Raw genomic sequence first — 20,425 nt, forward strand, 5'->3', positions numbered from 1 at the left:
GCGCAAATGCCATTTCCTAGTGTTGAAACGAATTCTCGTCCTGCGTTTCAATAAGAGTTCCAGAATTGATCAGAATTGATATCCGTCACACTCGTCACTCCTGCCAATTGTACCGATTTTCCATGACCAACGGGCAATTTGCCTGGGGAAACTGTTGATTTGCTAGCTGATCCGAAAAGCCGACGACAACGACTAAGAGGCCGGGTACAATTGAATATTTTAGAAAACTTCCATGAACCCTCTTTCCAGTGATGGTCGTTTCATATGAGTTTGCGATTGGGATACGTCGGGATCTTTGCTGTTCTCCTCGGCACATTCACGGTGGAACCGGCAATAGCTCAGACGGCGAACGTGCGGACGTACAATTCCCGAAATTTTCTGATGCACACCGATCTCGCCGCTGACGATGCCCGAGAGCTGCTGACCCGCTTGGAAACCATGCTGGGGTTAATATCCACCTATTGGGGCCAACCGAACAAACAAATCATCGAGATGTTCGTCGCGGAGGACATCACTCGTTGGCCGCCGCAGGCAATTGCTCAAATGGACCCTGATGGGGTGAGGCAAATCCGCAGTGGTGCCGGGGTTACGGCGAGTGTCTCCCGGATTTCAGCCGTGTCTCGGCAGACGAAATCGAAGGTGTACGCGGTCGCGGATCGGGGCACTCCCCAGCACGAGGCGGTGCATGCGTATTGTCACCAGACATTCGGCACATCGGGGCCACTGTGGTATTCCGAAGGCATGGCGGAAATGGGCCAATATTGGCGAAAAGACGATGCCAGCCTGAATTGCAACGACATCGTGCTGAGATTCCTCAAAGAAAGCGAACCGAAGAGTCTCAATGAGATCGTCAATCCGCAAACGGAATTCACGGGCGACTCTTGGCAGAATTACGCGTGGCGGTGGGCGTTGTGTCACCTGCTGGCCAACAACACCAACTACGCACCGCGATTCCGTCCGCTGGGGTTGGGCTTGTTGACCAAGAAAAACGTTAGTTTCGAGCAGGTCTATGGTTCGATGTCGGATGAAATCGTGTTCGAGTACCTGGAAATGCTCGAAGTTATGGAAACCGGCTATCGGGCCGACTTATGCAGTTGGGACTGGACTGCGAAGTTCGTAACACCCACGCGGAGTCGCACGTTGCGGTCGACAATTGAAGCCGGTCGCGGTTGGCAAGCCACGCGAGCCATGCTGACTAAGGGGGGAGAGTACAACTATTCGGCCGCCGGGTTCTGGAAGACATCCAAAGACGGAACCCCCGTTACCGCCGCCGGTGGTGAGAACAATCGCGGTCGATTGGTGGGCGTGTTGTTCGACGATTACCAGCTCGGCGAACCATTCGAGTTGGACGCCTACGGCACATTCACCGCCCCGGCCGATGGCCAACTCTTCGTGCGTTGCCAAGATGCCTGGGGGGAACTCGCGGACAACACTGGCGAAATCGATTTCCTCATCAAAGAAAACGACTCCACGCGTCCCCTGCCCCGTCCCGATCAACGAGAGACGAATTCACAACTCGCCGACGCCGATTTCGACGAGATGAATGAAACTTCCACGGACGAAAAGCCGTCTGCGTCAGACGATGCGGTTCGGAAGGCGAAATCGAAACTCCGCTTCGGCAAACTTTTGCTCCGCACGAATGCCGACAAAGCCCGAAAATACCTCGAAGAAGCGATCGAAATCGCACCCACATCCGATGCTGCAAAGTCCGCCAAGAAGTTGCTTGACGAACTGTGATTACCGATTCTCCGGACGCAGGGGCAAGCCCAGCCGACCGGCGGAGCACAGGTGATCGGCAACCATCAAAACCCGGTTACGCTACCTCATCTTGACAGATTGTCGTTTCCATCCGACACTCTGCGGCATTCAAACCGTGAATGATTGACCATTGCGGATGTTCTGCAAGGAAGCGGACACGCCATGCCCGAGACAACTACTCGCCCGACTCAGCCAAACGCGGAGCGTCTGAACGCGACTGCCGAACGCGATTCCAAACCCCTGGATTCCCGCGTCGCGGTTCAAATCATCAATGACATCGAACAGTTGGCAACGTCCGAAATTGCCGAAGATCAGTTCTTCGGGCAATGGTTGGCGAAAACATCCCAACAAACCGGGGCCATTGCATCGGCCGTGTGGATGCTCGACGGCAGCGAACGGATTGGTTTGCTAAGTGATCGCAACTTGCCGGACGTGGGATTGTCCGGCGACCGCTCCGCGATGCAGCGGAACTTGGTCGTATTGGCTTCGGTACTGAAGACCCGTGAACCGGTCGTCCATGTTCCCGGTGCTTCCGGTTCTTTCGAATTGCCGACGGATCACGTGCTGTTGTTGGTTCCATTGCGGTTGGGCGATCGCGTGGTTGGCGTCGCGGAACATTTTCTGTCGACCGATTCGCCGGAGTTGCATCGCCTCGAACATTTGCAGTTCCTCGAAGAGGCGGCTGCCTACGCCGGGCGATATCTCGCTTGGCGCGACGAGACAACTTCCCCCGACCGACAACTCGGGTTTTGGTCCGACTTCGAAAAAATGATCAGTGGGCTGCATCGCAGCCTCGACCCACAAGAAGTCGCATTGACGGCGGTCAACGATGGACGCAAACTTCTGAAATGCGATCGCGTGAGCATTGCCGTCAAACGCGGTGTCCGGACGGAAATTGTCGCCGTTAGTGGGCAAGCACGCGTGAAGCGGCGATCGAATTTGATCCGCACGATGCGTCAACTCGCCAGGCCGATCGTCCGCGCGGGACAACCCATCACGTACGTCGGGAACACCGAAGGGCTGCCGCCGTCGCTGTTGAAGCCCTTGACGAACTTCGTCAAGGAAAGTCGATCACGGATGGTCCGGTTGGTGCCGCTGGTCGAACCGACACCGTTGATGGAATCCGATCGGCAAAAGGACAAACGCAAGTATCGATCGCAAAAATGTTTCGGCGTACTCATCGTCGAACGCACGACCGAAGGTTGGTTGACACCTCCGCAATTGAAGCAGACCGAACTGTTGGCCGATCATCTCGGGACCGCTCTACACAACGCCCGCACGCACCACCGAATTCTCTTGCTACCGCTTTGGAAATTCCTCGGACGAATGTGGCAAGCGTTCCATGGGCGGATCGTATGGCAAACGATCTTGGCGATCTGCCTGCTGGCGGGTATCGCATGCGGCTTGGCGTTCATTCCTGCGGACTACCGTGTCGAAGGCACGGGGCAGTTGATGCCTTCGGTTCGACAGGAAATCTTTGCACCGTGGGACGGCGAAGTTGTCGAATTGGCGATTACTGGTGGCGATCATGTCTCTCAGGGTGATGTATTACTGAAACTTCGCAACGACGAACTCAATACGCAACAACTCGACACCCGTGGTCGACTCGCCGAGAAACAGCAACTCCTGAAAACGCTGGAAGCGGGCATTGCGGCGGCGAGTCGCGAGGCGAAACGTGAGGAAGAAATTCGGCTGCGAGGACGATACGCACAAACGGCGATCGAAATTCGCGGCCTTAGCCAACAATTGACGGAACTGGAATCGCAAATCGAAAAGCTGACGATTCGCGCTCCGATCGATGGCACAATTTCGACATTCCAAGTCGAACAGATGTTGTTGAACCGCCCCGTGCGACGTGGCGAACGTCTGCTAGAAGTCATGAACGAAAACGGTCCCTGGCGGTTGGAACTCAAATTGCCCGAACGTCGATTGGGACATTTACTCGAAGCATCCGAGGCGACCGGCATAACGGAGTTGCCTGTCGATTTTGTGTTGGCGACCGATCCGGAGAGTAGGTTCCAAGGCACGCTCGGGGAGATCGCAACGCGGACCAGTGTGTCCGCTACGGACGGCAGCGTGATCGACGTGTTTGTGGGGGTTGACGCCGATCTCATCGAACAACGCCGCATCGGTGCCGAGGTCCGCGGGAAAATTCATTGCGGCCAGAAAAGCCTGTTCTATGTGCTGTTCGGGGATGTCGTCGAGTTTGCACAAAGTCATCTTTGGTAACGATTGCGACAATAGTCTTCGGAAAACGAGAAAGTCGACGTGATGCATCGTGATCTGATCATCTTTGGCGGTGGAGTGGCTGGGCTGTGGCTCTTGGACGAAGCTGTCCGCAACGGATATTCCGCGATCTTAGTAGAGGCATCAGCACTGGGAAGTGGTCAGACGGTCGCATCGCAGGGAATCATCCACGGCGGATTGAAATATACATTGCAGGGCCTGTTGACCGGTTCGGCGACCGCAATCCGCGAGATGCCTTTGGTCTGGCGAGAGTGCCTCGCCGGCCAACGACAACCGGACCTGACCGACACGCCCGTACGGAGTGACTATTGCTACCTGTGGCGAACGGAATCAGTCTCTTCCCGGTTAGGAATGATTGGCGCACGGTTTGGGTTGCGAGTTGCACCGCAAAGTTTGGAGAAGGACGAACGACCCGAAGCGTTGGCCAACGTGCCTGGCACCGTCGCTCGTTTGGACGAGCAAGTGATCTCGCCTGCCGGGATGATTCAGAATCTCGCAGCGAGACACAGTGAGTCCATTGTGCTCGTGAACGCCGAGCGAACCGAATTTCGCCGGGCACCGAACGGTCAACTTCAGTCGGTGCAACTGGTCCATCCAACATCCAGTGAAACGCTAACGGTTTCACCGACGCAAATTGTCTTCGCTGCCGGTGCAGGAAATGCGATGCTCCGCCAGCAAGCGGGGTTAGACGCACAAACGATGCAGCGACGTCCGTTGCACATGGTACTTGCACGGGGCCCGCTGCCGAAACTAAACGGCCACTGTGTCGACGGTGCAAAAACGCGAGTGACAATCACGAGTGATGTCGACACCGAAAACCGCACGGTTTGGCAAATTGGTGGGCAAGTCTCGGAATTGGGCGTGACACAATCCGCTCGCGAACTGATTGCGAGTGCGAAAACCGAGCTTTCCAACGTGCTTCCGGGAATTGACTTCACGAATGTCGAATGGGCCACCTATCGGGTTGATCGGGCCGAAGGACGCACTCCGAACGGTGGCCGTCCCGAGAGTTATCAAATCGATCAGACAGGCCCCTATCTCACAGCTTGGCCGACGAAACTCGTCCTCGCTCCACGACTCGCCAGCGAACTCCTAAGCAAACTCCAACCACCCTCGGGACAATCGAGTCCCACGGTGCCAAGTCGTTGGCCTCGTCCAACCGTCGCGTTACCGCCCTGGGAAACGGTGGAATGGAGTCGTGAAACAACTGGCCCCAGTTACCGAGCCGCGTAACACAGCAGTTGTCGATGAGACTTTCTAAGTTGTTTGGCGAGTTCGCTTTGGCTTGGAACTGTCTTCAGATCGTGAACGTTGGAACCCAAAGACGTCTTCGTATCTTGCCTAGATAGAAAAGTCGCTTTTCATTCTCTGGTATTCGCTGCTCGACATATGTAAGATGTCGCATGCTTAAGGGGCACTCTTCTTTTCCCCCGGTTCTATGGGGCGTCTGCCCGTCTTATACCAACGATCTTTGATGCCAATAGCCAAATCGTTGGTTCCAAAACAAATTGACGGGAAACTCGTATTGGCTTCATGAAACGCTCATATTCCGCGGCTAGCATCCTGGCCGAAACGAATGGCTTCCACAACCATTCGCACTGAGCCTTCAATCCACGAATCCAGGGTTAGAACCCCCGGAACCGACGTCGAACCAAAACCTGAAAGTTGAAGGATCGTACTACGGTCACTTCGTTGCATCTTTCAGGCGAGTGGCGAAAGCAATCCGGGATAACTTTGGCCGATACTTTGATCACGACGGAACGTGATCAGCGATAACGCTTGCATGCAAAATACCTGGTCTGGATGACCACCCCCTGTTGATGGATGAGCATTGAACTGTCTAGCACTGCGCCTTGAGAAGTCTCTAGGTCAGCGTTTGATTTCACCAGTTAGTCGAGGAAGAGAACCCAATGACACGCTCGAATGTTACGAAGCCACAACGCCGTGGTTTCACCCTGATCGAACTCCTTGTCGTGATTTCGATTATCGCCATTTTGATTGCACTGCTGCTGCCTGCGATTCAATCGGCTCGGGAAGCGGCCCGTGCCACCCAATGTCGTAGCAACTTGAAGCAAATCGGTATTGCACTCTATGCATTCTCTGACAAAGACCCTCAAAAACGTCTTTGCTCGGGTGCTTATGACTCCGGCCGCGATGGCTGCTGGGACACCTACGGTTGGGTGGCTGACATGGTCAGCGTCAACGCTGGTAACCCTAACCAAATTCGTTGTCCTTCCAACGAACTTCGTGGAATGGAAAAGCTGAACGACCTCCTCGGTGGGGCTTCGTCGAACGGTCAAGGTTCGTTGCCAGGTCGTGCCAACAAAGGGATCTGCAACGTCATCGCCAATGGCACCGCCCCTTACATGTATGAAGGCAAGGTTTATCCTGGTGCTGCTAACTTGGTCGGTGAAGCAATTCGTAAAGGCTACAACTCGAACTACGTTTCGGGCTGGCACATGGTTCGTGGTGAACCTCGGTTGGCGAAAATCGATACCGCTGGTATCGTTGACTCGACCGGTTCACAAGCTCGGTATGTCGACACGAACCCAGCTGCTACCGATCCTGGTATGCGAGCTGACGGTAAAGACATGAAGAGTATCCTTAACACCCGTGGCCCGCTAACCCAGAACCTGATGAGCCAAGCTGACATTCCTGGTAGCTCGATCGGCATGTTGGCTGACGGTGCTCCTGGGGACATCGGCGAAGCGATCCTGAAAGAAACCCCGCTCAACCTCGACGGAACGATTACCGACGAAGGCTTGGTCGCTGGTGCTCGATTGGCTGAGTCTTTCAACGATGGTCCTTCCTACTGGAACGGCAGTGCTGTCAAAACCGTCAAAGGTTCCGACCCAGCTGCTCCGAACTTGGTCTTGGTAGACAAGTTCATCCCGCAAACCTTCCCCACGATCGGAACCGTAGTTGGTTCCACCGGCTACGAAGAAACCGTCTACGCGACGACTGTCACCTCGGTGGGTGGACCGACAAGCGATACCTCTTCAACCTACGATGGCAAAGTCATCTTGCAAGACCTTCGCGACTGGTTTGGTATTCACCGTGGTGGTGCTAACGTCTTGATGGCTGACGGTTCAGTCAAACAAATCGCCGACCTAAACGGCGACGGCTTCCTCAACCCAGGGTTTCCTGCTGCCGGTGGTTCGGAAGCAACCGACGGTTACACCGACGGCACCTGCGAAGTCAACGCGTTCGAAGTTTACACCGGTACTTTCTTGAATACCGACACCTTCGTCAAAGGCAACTTCGAATAATCGGACTTGCTTCGCGCGAATAAGTCGAAGAATTCGGCCGAGGTTTGGCTTTTGCTAGACCTCGGCTTTTTATTTGTTATGTGGTTCTTGTAAGAATAGATAGTCGTATAATCTCAGAATTGGTCTTGTTTCCTTGTCGCGGGTTTCCCTGTGGCGGAAGGGCCAAAGAAAAACATCGGATTCTATAGACATCGAAGACCGTAACACAGTTTTGAGATTCAGTCGTATCATCTTGCAATCGATCAGACGACATTGTGAACCTATCTAGTCTGAAATTTGTAGCTCGCTGTCGCGTCGGAATATGCCATTCTAGTCGCCGGCTTCTTGTCATCATGATGACAGCGTTCACGTTGTTTTTCACACAAACGCCATACATTCGAACTTATGCGGAGGATTCACTCGCCTATCGAGTTCAAAGTCTCCTGAAATCAAAATGTGTTGAGTGTCATGGAGGTCGGAAACAAGAGGGTGGTCTACGGCTAGACAACTATTCCGATGCGAAACGTGGCGGGGACTCCATGCTGTCGATCTTCAATCGCAACCTTGAAGAGAATGAGCTCGTCCTCCGTATTAACTCGCCCGACGTTTCCTATCGTATGCCGTATGATCGGCCACCGCTTTCTAGGATAGAAGTGGAGTTGATCGAAAACTGGATTGCAGCGGGAGCACCTTGGCCAGAAGAATCAGGTCAAGAACTAGGCCAGAAACGAGTATCCGAGACTGCAAATTCAGATGGTTCCCAGACGGAACCGCCAACGCGGTCCCAACCACCGAGCCGATTTTGGGAAAGACTAATCAGGTTTGGCGATCCGATTGAACACCTGCCTTACCGGTTTTGGTTTCTTGGAATTCTAGTGGTGATGCAGGTTGCGATCTTAGTCATCGAACGCATCAAGAACCGAACTAAGAATTCCGAAAATCAGTGTGGGCGATTTGTACAGATGCTTCAGTCTGTCAGCGTTCGACACTATACGTTCCTCTGGGGCATCTATCTGGTCACTGTAATCATCGCATTGCAATATGGATATCTGCTTGAAACGAGAGCAAACCTGCAAAGAGTGCAACGCGAACTCGAGCACTATCGACAAACTGAGCGACGCGAACAAGCCGTGGAACCTGTAGAGAAGCACTATGGTCGTCCCCCTGTTCCGGTGAGATCATCAGAGCCGAAGCATCGGTTGGCTCGCACGTATTATCGCGGCAACGATGAACGTAGTGAGCGACTCTATAATGGTGGTCTTTATCAGACGGCACAACTGAAGATTACGCTAGTCGATCGTCGAGGCGAAGCGGTAACACACGGCGATAAAATTCCCGAAGATGGTCTAGCGATCGAATTCCGTTTTGTACGACCACCCGGAACGGCTGACGAACTCTATCGAGATCAAATTATTCAACAAGTCGTGATGACAACTCGTTACCCGGCAGACGAAATACGACACGATTCCGATGCTCAGCGAATGACGACGATTCGTGCAAATCAGGAGGGGATGTGTCGTTATCCGATCGCAAAGAACCAACAGAATAATAGTCAGCGTCTGAGTGGCCTGGTTTACATCTGGTATGGGCGGGCAGTCCATTATGCCATTCGTTATGAGATCCCTATCATCAACGGGAGAGTTGGCGAAAACGCAGATCTCTGGATGGGGGACTTGCTAATTCTTGGGGCGGTTGCGACCGCGAAGGAAACGAAGATTCCGCATCGCGAGTGGTTCAGCCCGAGTCCGTTGCCGGTCATTGAAGGCAGTAACACACAAGACCCGACACTGCTAGGGATTCCTGAACACGCTAATGCCAATACAGTACGGCCCGCAATCGCCGAGAAACCACAGTAACGCGTGAATTGCGGATGGGTTTGATTCTCGCTACAGCTATCGATAGCGTAGGAAGAGGTCACATTGCATGTTGTGACATCACGGATTCGTTCCCCAATCCGCTCGGTCGAAAGCGCTCTTATGTGGAAGTTTCTCTTTAGTGGTCTCGTTGCGGGTGTCGTTGTTTGTTGGAATCCATCTACTACGATTCAGGCGAACGACGCAGATACGAATCATCCGAATGTCATTTTAGTTTTTATCGATGACATGGGCTGGTCGGATCTGTCTTGCTTCAATGGCGAAGGGCCAAAGACGCAGCACATTGATCGGCTGGCAGCGGAGGGCATTCGCTTCACGCAGTTTTACGTCAACTCGCCGATTTGCTCGCCATCGCGAGTTGCGATCTCGACCGGGCAGTATCCGCAACGCTGGCGGATTACGTCTTACTTGAATAACCGCCGCAGCAATCGAGAACGAGGCGTGGCCCAATGGCTTGATGTCGAAGCACCCATGCTCGCACGTCAACTGCAGCGAAGCGGGTATGCGACAGGTCACTTCGGGAAATGGCACATGGGAGGGCAACGGGATGTCGATAATGCCCCGCCCATCACCAAGTACGGATTCGATCAGAGTCTCACGAATTTCGAAGGCATGGGCGCGAAGTTGTTGCCCTTGACGATGCAACCGGGATGGGAAAAGCCGGGCCGAATCTGGCAGAAAGCGGTGCGGCTGGGAAAACCGGTGACGTGGATGCAGCGTTCAAAAATTACCGGCGGCTTTGTGGATGCCGCCCTTGAGTTTATCGATCAGGCACAGAACGACGGCAAGCCTTTCTACGTCAATGTTTGGCCGGATGATGTGCACTCGCCGTTCTTTCCGCCATTGGACAAATGGAAGGACGGGAAGCGAGCGTTGTATCGAGGTGTGTTGGATGCGATGGATGAGCAGTTCGCTCGGCTATTTGACCGAATTCGTGACGACGAACAACTTCGTAAGCAAACGCTGATTCTGTTGTGTTCGGATAACGGTCACGAAATCGGGGCGGGCTCGTCGGATCCGCTTCGTGGTGGGAAGACGTGGCTATATGAAGGCGGCGTTCGCTCACCATTGATCGCATGGAGCCCCGGATTGCTCGCTAACGATTCGAAGGGGACGATCAACGAGCAATCGGTCTTCAGCGCTATCGATCTCAATCGATCACTCTACGAGATTTGTCATGTCGAGGTCCCGGCAAATGTGGAACTCGACGGCGAGAATTTAGCTACGACCTTGCTAGGCCAAGCGACGGAAAGTCGCAAGTTGCCGATCTTTTGGCGTCGTCCACCGGATCGTCCTGGTTTTGGCCATGGACTCGACGAAGACAATCCCGATTTAGCCGTTCGCGACGGGCGATGGAAGTTTTACATCAACTACGATGACAGCACGCCGCAGCTTTACGATTTGTCCAAAGACAAGTCCGAGACCGAGAATGTCGCGGATGCTCACCCTGAAGTCGTCAATCGTCTTCGACGAGCCATCCGCGACTGGAATGCCGACATGCCACGCGATGCCGGTGACCCTGAGTATCAAGCGGCAGACTGAACCCATTCCCGAGCGGCAGCCAGTTCGCTGATATCGAAATATTTGACCTTTGCCGATGTGAACGGTTTGCAAAAGACTGCCATGCCCTTTTCCCAACGACTGTCGCCGACCAACGCGAGCCGTTCGATATCGCGGAAATGTTTTGCGTCAAACTTGATGTCGTCCCACAACGCACTGGCGTCCCAACCGTGGAAATCTTGTAACACGACTAGCATTTTGACTTTGCCGAATTGTTGAATCTTCTGCTCGACAAGTGGCACGAAGTGTTCGTAGTCTTCGCCGGACAGCTTGCCGGTGAGATCCACTTGGATAAGCTTACCTTCGTCGAGTTCGGTCACTTGGCAGGTCACTTGCATTCTCCTTCAGTCAAACGGGAAAGAAATCGACACAGTTTTCGGACGCGTAAGTTTCGGTTGAACATTTAGCCGAGAAACGCCGCTCGGAGTTCCTCGATGACATCGTTCGACATGGAAGTCACCGGGCCAAGTGGTCGTGTATTGATCAACGCCTCTGCGGTCGCTTCGAGAACTTCGAGACGATCGAAAGCATCGAGCACGCTTGTTCCAATCACAAGCACACCGTCGTTTTCTAAGAGCGCAACGGGTTGCTCCATAGAAATGCTTTCTGCAAGTTCGGTGGCATTCTGGTACGGCAGCCCGAACCGAAGCCGATGGACATCTCGCAGGAATAGATAACTCTCCGGGATCGTTCGCGCATCCAGTTGGGTTTGGGTGACGCTAAAGGCAGTGGCATTCACAGGGTGAGCGAACACGATCGATTGCACCTCGGGATATCGTCGATAAATCGCCTGATGAGCCCGACTGGCCCGGCTGGGCGTTTTTCCCGCTTCACATTCGTCGCCCGCAACTCGCACGAAGTCGCCCAGGTCCAACTGTTCCCGATCTTGTTGGGATGGCGTAATCAGGAAGGAATCTTCGCCAAGACGTGCTGAAAAACTTCCTTCGGTGCTAATCAACAGTCGCTGGCGACAGCCTCGTCGAACAAACTCTTTCAATTGGCGACGAAGTTCTTTTTCTTGACTCGACATCGGTATGGACGATTCACCATCATGCAATGATCCGGCGACATCGACCTGGCGGTTCTGGAACATCTGGAATTGCGAGTCGGAGAGCGAATTGACCTCACCGATATGGCCGGCTTTGATCAGGATTTTGGCGAGAAATTCCAGCGTTTCGAACCGTTGGTAGGCGTCGGAAAGTGTCGTTCCACCGACCACAACGCCATGATTTTCCAGAATCACTGCATTCACCGATTCTGTAAATGCGTCCGCGATGTTTTCCGCCAGTTTCTGACTTCCGGGCAATGCGTACGGGGCGAATCCGACATCACCACAAACATGACGGGCTTGAGGGAACAGACCGGTCCGCGGAATTTGTCCCGCGATGCTGAATGCGACGAGCGCCACCGGGTGAGCGTGAACGATGCCACCGAAATCGGGACGTCGATCATAAATGGCCTTGTGAAATGGGAATTCCGAGGACGGCCGATGTGGGCCAGATGAGTCACCGGACTTCGTCACACAGACAATATCGTCACGTCGCAAACTTCCTTTGTCGATTCGAGCCGGTGTGATCCAAACGTCGTCGGTATCGCGAATGGAAAGGTTGCCACCGGAAGTCGTCGTCATGCGGTAGCGATAGATTCGCTCCATCGTTTGCATAATTTCGTCGCGGGGATGCAATAGCGAAGTTGGCATACGAAGTCATCCTGGTAGAGCGTCTTGGAGTTGCTTGGATTATATCACAGCCATCCCGATTACACATCCAGACGACAGGTTGAGACCTTGATGCAATCGGGCGGATTCGCGATAGTTCCTGTTTTAAGTCACCGAACGAGTTCGACCATGAAATTCGCATTAATTATTCCTGATGGCTGTGCTGACGAACCCCAAAGTTCGCTGGGCGGTCGCACTCCGTTGGAAGCAGCCAGCGTTCCTGCGATGGATCATGTGACAACTCTCGGTCGGATCGGGCAAGCACTGACGGTGCCGGAGTCACTCCCGCCGGGCAGCGATGTTGGTACGATGAGTCTGTTCGGTTATGACCCGCTGCAGTTTCATACCGGACGGGCACCGATCGAAGCGGCGGCGCAGGGGATCGAACTCGGGCCGGACGATTGGGCCATCCGTTGCAACTTCGTGACGCTCAACGACGGCAAGATGGAGTCGTTTACAGCTCACCAGATTCCCAATGACGAAGGCCGGGAACTCATCGAATTGCTGCAAAAGGAGTGCTGCGGCGACTCGAACTGGAAGTTTCATGCGGGAGTGAGTTACCGCAACTTGCTGCTTTTCCGGTCTCGCGACGGCGAGGCTCCGTTCTCGAAAGACACCACCTCGACACCGCCGCATGACATCACTGACCAACCGATCGAACCGCACCTTCCAGACGGTCCCGGTGCGGAGGAATTACGGTCTTTGATGCAGCGGAGTCAGGAACTGTTCGCTGACTGCGACGTCAATCGCCGACGAGCGGCACGTGGCGAGCGACCGGTTTCAAGCATTTGGTTGTGGGGACTTGGCAAGCGACCCGATATGGAAGCATTCGACTCCCGCTTCGGCAAACAGGGAGCGGTAATTACTGCCGTCGATCTGCTGCGTGGAATGGCACGGTTGGTGGGTTGGAACGTGATCGAAGTTCCCGGGGCAACCGGCTACACCGATACCGACTATGCCGCCAAGGGACAATACGCGATCGACGCCTTATCGGATATCGACTTGATCACCGTGCATGTGGAAGCGACCGACGAAGCCTCACACGAAGGCGATGCAGCTGCAAAAGTGAAGGCACTCGAAGAAATCGATCGGCACATCGTCGCCCCGCTCCATGCGTACCTGAAAAGTCAGGGCGATTACCGAATTTTGATTACCCCTGACCATCCCACGTTTCTGCGAACGAAAACGCATAGCCACGGCTTGGTGCCGTTTACGTCTTGCGGGACGGGAATCTCAGCGGACTCGGCGACGGCTTACAATGAAGTGGTGGCCAGCCAAAGCGATTGGCAAATTGCCGGTCACGAGATGATGCCCTGGTTGCTCACCAACTAACAACGAAATTCTGCACTGAAGAAAGTCTGTGTCAGCCAAGTGGCGGTTACTCGGACTTTTTCTTGTCCTGCATCCGTGCCATCTCCAACGGCGAGAGTTTCTTACCGGCGGGTGGATCAGCAGGTGCGGGCGACTCTTCCGCCTTTTTCGCGGCATCCTGCTGGCGAGCTTGTTCGATGGGGCTCAGTTTCTTCTCCCCCGCAGCGGCGGCTTTCTTCGCGGCATCTTGTTGCCGAGCCATCTCAATCGGACTGAGCTTCTTCCCACCTTCGCCTGCGGCGGCAGCAGCTTTCTTGGCGGCGTCTTGTTGACGGGCCATTTCGATGGGGCTGAGCTTCTTGCCCGTCGCAGCCTTCGCGGCAGGAGCGGAACTCTTGGCGGCAGGGGCTTCTTTCGCCGGGGCTTCCTCCGCCTTGGGTTTGGGCTGGGGTTTATCGACGATCTTCAAAAAACTGGGATCGATGTCGTACCAGGAAATGTCTTCCGGCGCATCGAACTGCACCAAAGCACGGCCATTCATGTTGACGGTCTTCACGATACCCGTGCGTTTCGCAAAACGCTTGAGGTGCGGTTGCTTCGGGTCAACGACCACGTATTTGTCCGTCAACTCGGTTTTCAGTTCTTCGGCACGGTCGATGGAGTACGGCATCGGAGTGAAGTCTCAACAATGGCGATGAAAAATTCGAATTGATTAGACCGCTGAATGACAGACAGTCTATGAGTGTAGGATGATATCGCAAACGCACCGAAAAGAAAATCGACCTTCACCGCTGATAAATCGGCAGATACCGATAATCGATTGTGAGGGCCAAAATTGCCATGCTGGTGCAGTAACCGCGACCAAGGTTATTTTCCTTGTCGCATAGCCAACTGCCGTTGAGCGACTGGTGCTGGAGTAGCATGCTGTTGATCTGCTGCTGGGTTTGCTTCCACGCGTCGCCACCAATTTTGAACATGCCAACGCTGCAATAATACACGCCGTAGAAACAATGCTGATCGTTCCACCGCAGCGGGCGATTTTGCAGATACTGCACGCCGGCGAGTGCTTCGTCACTGTGGTGATCGCCGGCAACTTCCAAGCACAGAATTCCGGTTCCCGTGCGGACGGCAGTCGGATTTTGTCGCGGTTGATAGGCAAAGCCACCACGATGGTGACAACGCTTCACATATTCGATTGCCTGTTCGATGTTGTCCGCGGGCACGTCACACCCCACGTCTTTTGCTGCTCGCAGGGCAAGTAGTTGCCAACCGGTGACGCTGAGGTCACTGTCCCGACTATGGGGAGAATACCGCCAACCCCCTTCGTTGCCGGGAGATTTAGCCACTTCCTGCGCATTCAGAATGAGCCGGATGGCCTCTTCTAAAACTTTCTTGGCTTTCTTCCCGCGTTCCACATCGACCATGCCGATGATCTCGGCGACCATCAACGTACTGATGCCATGACTGTACATCGGGCCGTGACTTGTATGTCGCGGATTGATCAGCATGCCGTTCGGTTCTTGATGGTCGAGAACCCAATCGATACCACGATTGATGGCATCGCCATACGGTCCCTCGCCTGGTAGATGACCAGCAGCCAGAAACGCCATGACCGCGAGCGAAGTGCCAGCCGTCGATTCGCCGTAAGCGTCCACCCGCCACGCACCGGAGGGCTGTTGCACGCCCGCCAGGTAGTTCAACGCCTTAGCAACCGCCGCATCGACTTTGCGATCTTCCGCGGTTCGCTCGTCCGCCCGTACCGAAGTGACGCAGACACTGACAATCAGAAGAATCCTTGGGAATAACCGCGTCATGGAGCCAACTTCTCCTGGGCTTTCTGGATTTCTTCGGAATACCATTTGATGAGTTTCGCGTAATCGCCGTTGGGTTTGCGTTGACTACCTTGCAGGATTTCGGTCCTTAGGTTGCCAGGTAGTTGGCCCCATTCCCGCCGGGCTCGTCGTTGGAGTTCCTGTTCGATGCTGGAAATATCCATGTCGGCATGCGTGCCACTCCCATCGCCACCCTCAGACGACTGAGACGATTCACCCGGCTGCGAAGACGCTTGTTGAGACGACGGTCGGCCCGGTTGCATGCTGCGGGCAGCCTGCTGCAATGCCTGAGCCGCCTGCTGCAGGCTCTGTGAAGAAGGATTCTGTGATCCGTTCGACGGTTGACCGGGTTGATTCGACGATTGCGAGCCGGCCGAATTAGCTTGCGAACTCATCGGGCTCGGCGAGGCGTTCGCGTCCGCACTTTGGCTGTTGGCATCGTTGGGCTCAGAATTGGAATTCCCTTGGGGCTGAGAATTTGCGTCGGGTTGTTGTCCGCTCGGTTGGGCATTCTGGGATTGATTTCCCTGAGCGAGTTGCTGCTGAGCTTCCGCCAACTGTCGTTTGGCTTCTGCGAGTTGGCGAGCCAAATTACCCGGGACGGGGGACGATGAGGAGGAGTCGGCCGGTTCGTTCGTCGCCTGTGCGGCTTGTCCGGCCGCTTGTCGTAGCGATTCGGCCGCTTGTCGAGCGGACTGTGCCGCTTGGCTGTCATTGCCACGACCGAGTGATTGACTCGCCTGCTGCATGGAACCTTGGGCGTCTTCGGCGGCTTGGGCCTGCTGACCGGCTTGTTGGCCAGGTTCATTGAGATTGAGTGGCTGGGAGTTCAAGTTGCGAGCGGCCTCGGCGAGTCTTTCAGAAAGCTCCTGGGTGGCTTGATTCAACGATTCCTGCCCTGTCTGTCGAGCCGACCGTCGACCGGCTGGTGATTGGGCTGCTTGTTCGAGTGCCCGTTGTTGTGCTCGTTGCGCGTTGGCGAGTTGCTCGGCTTGCTGTTGCAATTGTGGGTTTGCGGGGGAGTTGCCTCGTGGTTGGCCGAGTTGTTCCGCGGATTGCTCAGCGGCGTTCGCACTTTGCTCGGCGGCCTCGCTCGCCTGTTGTGGTTGACCGTTCTCCATTGACTGAGCAGCTTGTTCGGCTCGGCGAGCCATCTCCAACGCTCTCTGTCCTTCCTCGGATTCGGCCCCGCGTTCACGGGCGACATCCAACGCTAATTGAGCAGCTTGTTGAGCGAGTTGTCGTTGTTGCTGCGCAAGTTGTTGTCCGGGGGTTGGCTCAGAATTCTGTCCCGCGTTCGATTGCGGTGGCGACTCCGCGTTGTCGTTGGAAGAGTTCGCGGCTTCGGCGTTGTTTTCCGAATTCTCGCTGCCAGGCTGTTGGTTGGCGTCACGGTTGTCCTGAGCCGAAGGGGACGTCGGGTCTTGTCCCGCTGGTTGGGTTTGCGTGTTCTCGGCTGGCGATGGTTCGGACGGCTGCGGTTCACTCGCAGGTTCCGCATTCTCTGGCTGAGCGTTTTGGGGCTCTTCTTGCGGTTGCTCCGATGTGTTACCCGGGTTCATCGGGGCTTCGTCAGAGCGGTTCGTGTTCGGCTCTGGATTGGTCTCAGTTTGCTGTGTGTCTGACGAGTTCGGTTCGTCGGTCGCGCCTTGTTCTTGGCGGAGTCGTTCGATCTCTTCTTGAAGTTGTCGCATCTCTTCTGCGAGACGCTGCATTTCCTTTACGGTCTCGGGATCGATCGGGTTCCCTGGTGGCTCCGAATTCTGTTTCGCGAGTTTCTCCAATTCAGACTCAGCGGTTTTCTGCTCTGCTTGAGCATTGTCTAACTCGCCATTCTCAAGGGCTTCGCTCGCCTTTTGCATGGCTTCGAGGGCTGACTGTTGCGACTTCTTCGAATCCGCATCAGCTGGTTTCTGAGCAGTGTCGGCAAGCTTCTCGACTTGCTCTGCGAGTTGGTCTTGGGCTGCCTGTAACTTCGCGCGATCGTCTTCGGTCGCAGCGTTGTTCTTGCTCAGTTCTTCCGTTTGTTTGCGGAGTTCTTGTTGTTGTTTGGCTAGCTCGCTTGCTGACGGCGACGCATTCTCCTGGTTGTTATTTGGTTGGGGTTGCGGACGATTTTCCTTGAGCAACTGTTCGATCTGGTCGGCTAGTTGTTGGTTCTTCTGCTCGGCTTCGGCGAGATCGCCACGTGCCAAGGCATCGGCTGCGGCTTGGGCTTTTTGAGGGTCGATCGGTTGTTCGTCTTCGGTGTTTTTTGTGTCGGCATCCGTCTGTTGCTTGGCCAGTTCTGCGATGGCTTTCGCGAGTTCCGCTTGACGTTTTGCCAATTCTTTCGCGGCTTCGGCGGCCTGCTTTGCGTCTTGCTCGATGGATTCAGCCAATTGATCTTCGGCCTTCGCCAATCGCTCAGCTTCCTTGACCAATTCCTGAAGTTGCTCGAGTTCTTCTCGGCGAGCCACGTCGAGTAACTCCGGACGACGCTCTAGCAAATCGTCCAACCGATCTTCCAACTCCGCTTGGTCGGCAACCAGCTCGTTCTGACGCTTGGCCAATTCGGCTTGCTGACGGTCTTGTTCCGCAGCGTTCGGTTCTTGTGCCGCGGCGGCTTGTTCGTTCGCGAGTTGCTCAGATTGATCGGCGAGTTTCTCCGCCTCGCGGGCCAACTCGGGAATCTCTTGTAGGTCGCGTTCGAGGGCGGACGCCAACTCGAATTCCTTCGCGGCCTGCTCCAATTTCTTCTCGGCGTCGGCAAGTTGTGCCTGGTTCCGCTCGAGTGTGTCGACTTTCTCGTTCAGTTTCTGTTGTGGTGCCTCGGCTAATTCGGCGGCGGCTTGGTCCAAGGTTTCGCGGGCGGTTGATTGGAAGTCTTTCGCGACTCGCTGAAACAACGGGTGATCCGTCAATTCCTCCGCAAGTTGCTCGAGTCGGTCGGCCAACTCCGCTTCTTGTTCGGACAACGCCGGTAGTTCGGCGTCTTGTTCGAACTCTATCTGTTCTTCTTGATCGGTTTCAGCTTGCTCGTGCAGTGCTTGGACTTCGCTACGGACTTCCGCTAAGTCTTCGCGGATTTCGTCAAATTCTTGTCGCCAGTCTTGTTGTCGTTTGGCGACCTTGGCGGCATCGACACTCGGAGCGTCGCTGCGAAGCGTCAGTGTCCGACTTCGCGACCAAACCTCCTGAGGACCGGGGATTTTGCGTCCGTCCACAGTTCGCAAACGATAGGTGAGCGTGTCGCCGGGCTGGAGATTCAACTCGGAAAGGTCTACGCGGAAGGCGTGTTCCACTAATTGCTGCGACAACTGATCCTGGTTCACCGGCCGAATATCGTGGTTGTCATTTGGCGATTCGAGATGCAACTCGAATTCCTCGATGGCAATGTCATCGCTGGCGGTCGCAGTGATAAAAAAGACATCGTCCGGTCGCACGCGGTCCGATACCGGTTCATCGACGATAGTCAGTTGAGGTGGCAGGTCGGGAACAACGGCCAAATTACGATACGTCTCGTCAAGATTGGACAATCCGTTCGCGTGAGTCACGTCGAGACCAAACGTTCCGCCATATGCAGCGATCCACTCCGCTGTCGCTGTTTGTCCGTCTTTGCTGACTTCGAGCGGAATGGGTGTCCCGTCGGGCAATGGTGTTTCGGGGTCGGCATTGAATGCATGAACGCGAGTCTGCAACCAAGTCCATTGTGCGGACTCCACCGGCAAGGAAGTTTCCACACGAACGATGAGCCGACTGTGCTCGAATACCGGGATATCACCGACAATGCCGTCAAACACCTCGGCGGGCATTCCGGTGTAGCTCGGGGGAATGACTTCCAGCGTGGCCCCAGTGATTTCCGGACGTGGGCGAACTTCCACCCGGTATTCGGGAGACGCCGGGCCATCATGATCGACATACATCGTAAACGAACGCTCTACCCGTGATCGTGTGAACGTCCAGGAGTTCGTTGTCGATTCGAATTCGAGCAGCCGATCGTCGAGCCCACCCTCATCGTCCCGCCAAACCAGTCGGATGGCCGGTGGGAGTTTGTCTTCCGTTAGCTTGAGTTCGGAATCCGGTCGCACTCGGAGCGTGATGTTGTCACCCTTCGCCACCGCGCGGTTGCCATCTTCGATGTGGAACGTCAGTAGAGTCGGATTACGGTATTCTCCCCAAGGGAATAACAACCGAGACCACAATTGGCCGTAGGCAGTCGGTCGGACAAACCAAGGCAGAAGGAGAACGGCAATCGCGGCGAACCCCGCCAGGATCATCCGTTTCGAGCGGCGAGTAGAAATGGTTTCGCCAAATTCCAATCGATCGATCGATTTCAGCGTTTGTCGTTCGAGTAGTCGCCGCATTAGGGCGGAACTTTCCTGATCGAGTGTCGATTCGGGATCGTTCCACTCGGCTAGCGTGACCAGTCGCCCTTTTAACTCCGGATGAGCCGCTTCGACCACCGCTGCCAATTCGGGCAATGTGCGTCGTTGCAGGGCTGGAGACACGACCCGACGCCAACCCACTACCAGCACGAGACCAACCGCAAGGCCTAACGTCACCAATCGCAACGGCGTCGGCAACCCCCATAGCCAGTCGGCGAGAAGTGCCAATCCGGTCACCAATCCGATCAACAACAGGAGAATCCCCAGTCCACGCAGCACATGGGCATGGCGGATCCGACGGTCCAACGCATGGAATTGATCCAATAGTTCCGCAGAAAACGACGATTGGCCAGCCATTTCAGGACTCCGGGATCGGATCGACAGACATTAGTCCGGGCGGAATTCGTCAGGGAATTCTCAAAGAGTATTGTATCGCGGCCCGCGGGCAACACCAGAGCGCGTGTGATCTCAGACTTCCGGCGGCAGTTTCGCTAGGCAGGTGGACGCAATT

12 protein-coding genes and 1 pseudogene are annotated in these 20,425 nt (G+C 55.0%); 8 read left to right on the forward strand and 5 right to left on the reverse strand.

What is annotated here, in order from left to right; genetic code table 11:
* Nucleotides 1-264 precede the first annotated feature (264 nt).
* The 7 genes and pseudogenes from AC5DDB_RS20350 (at nucleotide 265) to AC5DDB_RS20380 (ending at nucleotide 10,669) form a co-directional block, all read left to right on the forward strand.
* Nucleotides 265-1,737 carry a tetratricopeptide repeat protein gene (locus tag AC5DDB_RS20350; RefSeq protein ID WP_491741602.1) on the forward strand — a complete coding sequence of 491 codons (1,473 nt, stop codon included), beginning with the start codon at nucleotides 265-267 and terminating at the stop codon, nucleotides 1,735-1,737.
* Nucleotides 1,738-1,920: 183 nt separating this feature from the next.
* Entirely contained in the window at nucleotides 1,921-3,987 is a 2,067-nt protein-coding gene (locus tag AC5DDB_RS20355) for a hypothetical protein (protein ID WP_491741603.1), read from the forward strand.
* 42 nt (nucleotides 3,988-4,029) lie between these two features.
* Nucleotides 4,030-5,238, forward strand: a complete 1,209-nt coding sequence (locus tag AC5DDB_RS20360; RefSeq protein ID WP_491741716.1) for an FAD-dependent oxidoreductase — start codon at nucleotides 4,030-4,032, stop codon at nucleotides 5,236-5,238.
* 677 nt (nucleotides 5,239-5,915) lie between these two features.
* Complete coding sequence (locus tag AC5DDB_RS20365) at nucleotides 5,916-7,274, forward strand: DUF1559 family PulG-like putative transporter (protein ID WP_491741604.1); 1,359 nt, start codon at nucleotides 5,916-5,918, stop codon at nucleotides 7,272-7,274.
* Nucleotides 7,275-7,609: 335 nt separating this feature from the next.
* Nucleotides 7,610-7,864, forward strand: a pseudogene (locus tag AC5DDB_RS20370) (c-type cytochrome domain-containing protein); the annotation flags it as partial.
* 270 nt (nucleotides 7,865-8,134) lie between these two features.
* Nucleotides 8,135-9,109, forward strand: a complete 975-nt coding sequence (locus AC5DDB_RS20375; protein ID WP_491741720.1) for a hypothetical protein — start codon at nucleotides 8,135-8,137, stop codon at nucleotides 9,107-9,109.
* Between the two features lie 120 nt (nucleotides 9,110-9,229).
* A complete protein-coding gene (locus tag AC5DDB_RS20380) occupies nucleotides 9,230-10,669 on the forward strand; it encodes a sulfatase-like hydrolase/transferase (RefSeq protein ID WP_491741605.1) in 1,440 nt (479 codons plus the stop codon).
* Here the strand turns inward: AC5DDB_RS20380 and AC5DDB_RS20385 are convergent.
* Together AC5DDB_RS20385 and AC5DDB_RS20390 are read right to left on the reverse strand one after the other, a co-directional pair.
* Nucleotides 10,654-11,019, reverse strand: a complete 366-nt coding sequence (locus tag AC5DDB_RS20385) for a SpoIIAA family protein (protein ID WP_491741606.1) — start codon at nucleotides 11,017-11,019, stop codon at nucleotides 10,654-10,656. The two genes, AC5DDB_RS20380 and AC5DDB_RS20385, sit on opposite strands and share 16 nt — an antisense overlap.
* A gap of 71 nt (nucleotides 11,020-11,090) precedes the next feature.
* On the reverse strand, nucleotides 11,091-12,386 hold the full coding sequence (locus AC5DDB_RS20390) for a class II aldolase/adducin family protein (protein WP_491741607.1): 1,296 nt from the start codon (nucleotides 12,384-12,386) through the stop codon (nucleotides 11,091-11,093).
* A 147-nt stretch (nucleotides 12,387-12,533) separates the two neighbouring features.
* On the opposite strand from AC5DDB_RS20390, the gene AC5DDB_RS20395 reads away from it, so the two are divergent.
* The gene (locus AC5DDB_RS20395; protein WP_491741608.1) at nucleotides 12,534-13,736 is read left to right on the forward strand and encodes a cofactor-independent phosphoglycerate mutase; all 1,203 of its coding nucleotides are present in this window, start codon (nucleotides 12,534-12,536) and stop codon (nucleotides 13,734-13,736) included.
* Nucleotides 13,737-13,782: 46 nt separating this feature from the next.
* Here AC5DDB_RS20395 and AC5DDB_RS20400 read toward each other — a convergent pair whose 3' ends face one another.
* The 3 genes from AC5DDB_RS20400 to AC5DDB_RS20410 form a co-directional block, all read right to left on the reverse strand.
* Nucleotides 13,783-14,385 carry a hypothetical protein gene (locus AC5DDB_RS20400; protein ID WP_491741609.1) on the reverse strand — a complete coding sequence of 201 codons (603 nt, stop codon included), beginning with the start codon at nucleotides 14,383-14,385 and terminating at the stop codon, nucleotides 13,783-13,785.
* Nucleotides 14,386-14,500: 115 nt separating this feature from the next.
* Nucleotides 14,501-15,529 (reverse strand): prenyltransferase/squalene oxidase repeat-containing protein, encoded by a 1,029-nt coding sequence (locus AC5DDB_RS20405; protein WP_491741610.1) that lies wholly within the window; start codon nucleotides 15,527-15,529, stop codon nucleotides 14,501-14,503.
* Nucleotides 15,526-20,271, reverse strand: coding sequence for a hypothetical protein (locus AC5DDB_RS20410; protein WP_491741611.1), 4,746 nt, complete (start codon nucleotides 20,269-20,271; stop codon nucleotides 15,526-15,528). The genes AC5DDB_RS20405 and AC5DDB_RS20410 overlap by 4 nt, the downstream gene beginning before the upstream one ends.
* Nucleotides 20,272-20,425 lie beyond the last annotated feature (154 nt).

It is taken from the genome of Thalassoroseus sp. (assembly GCF_984380535.1).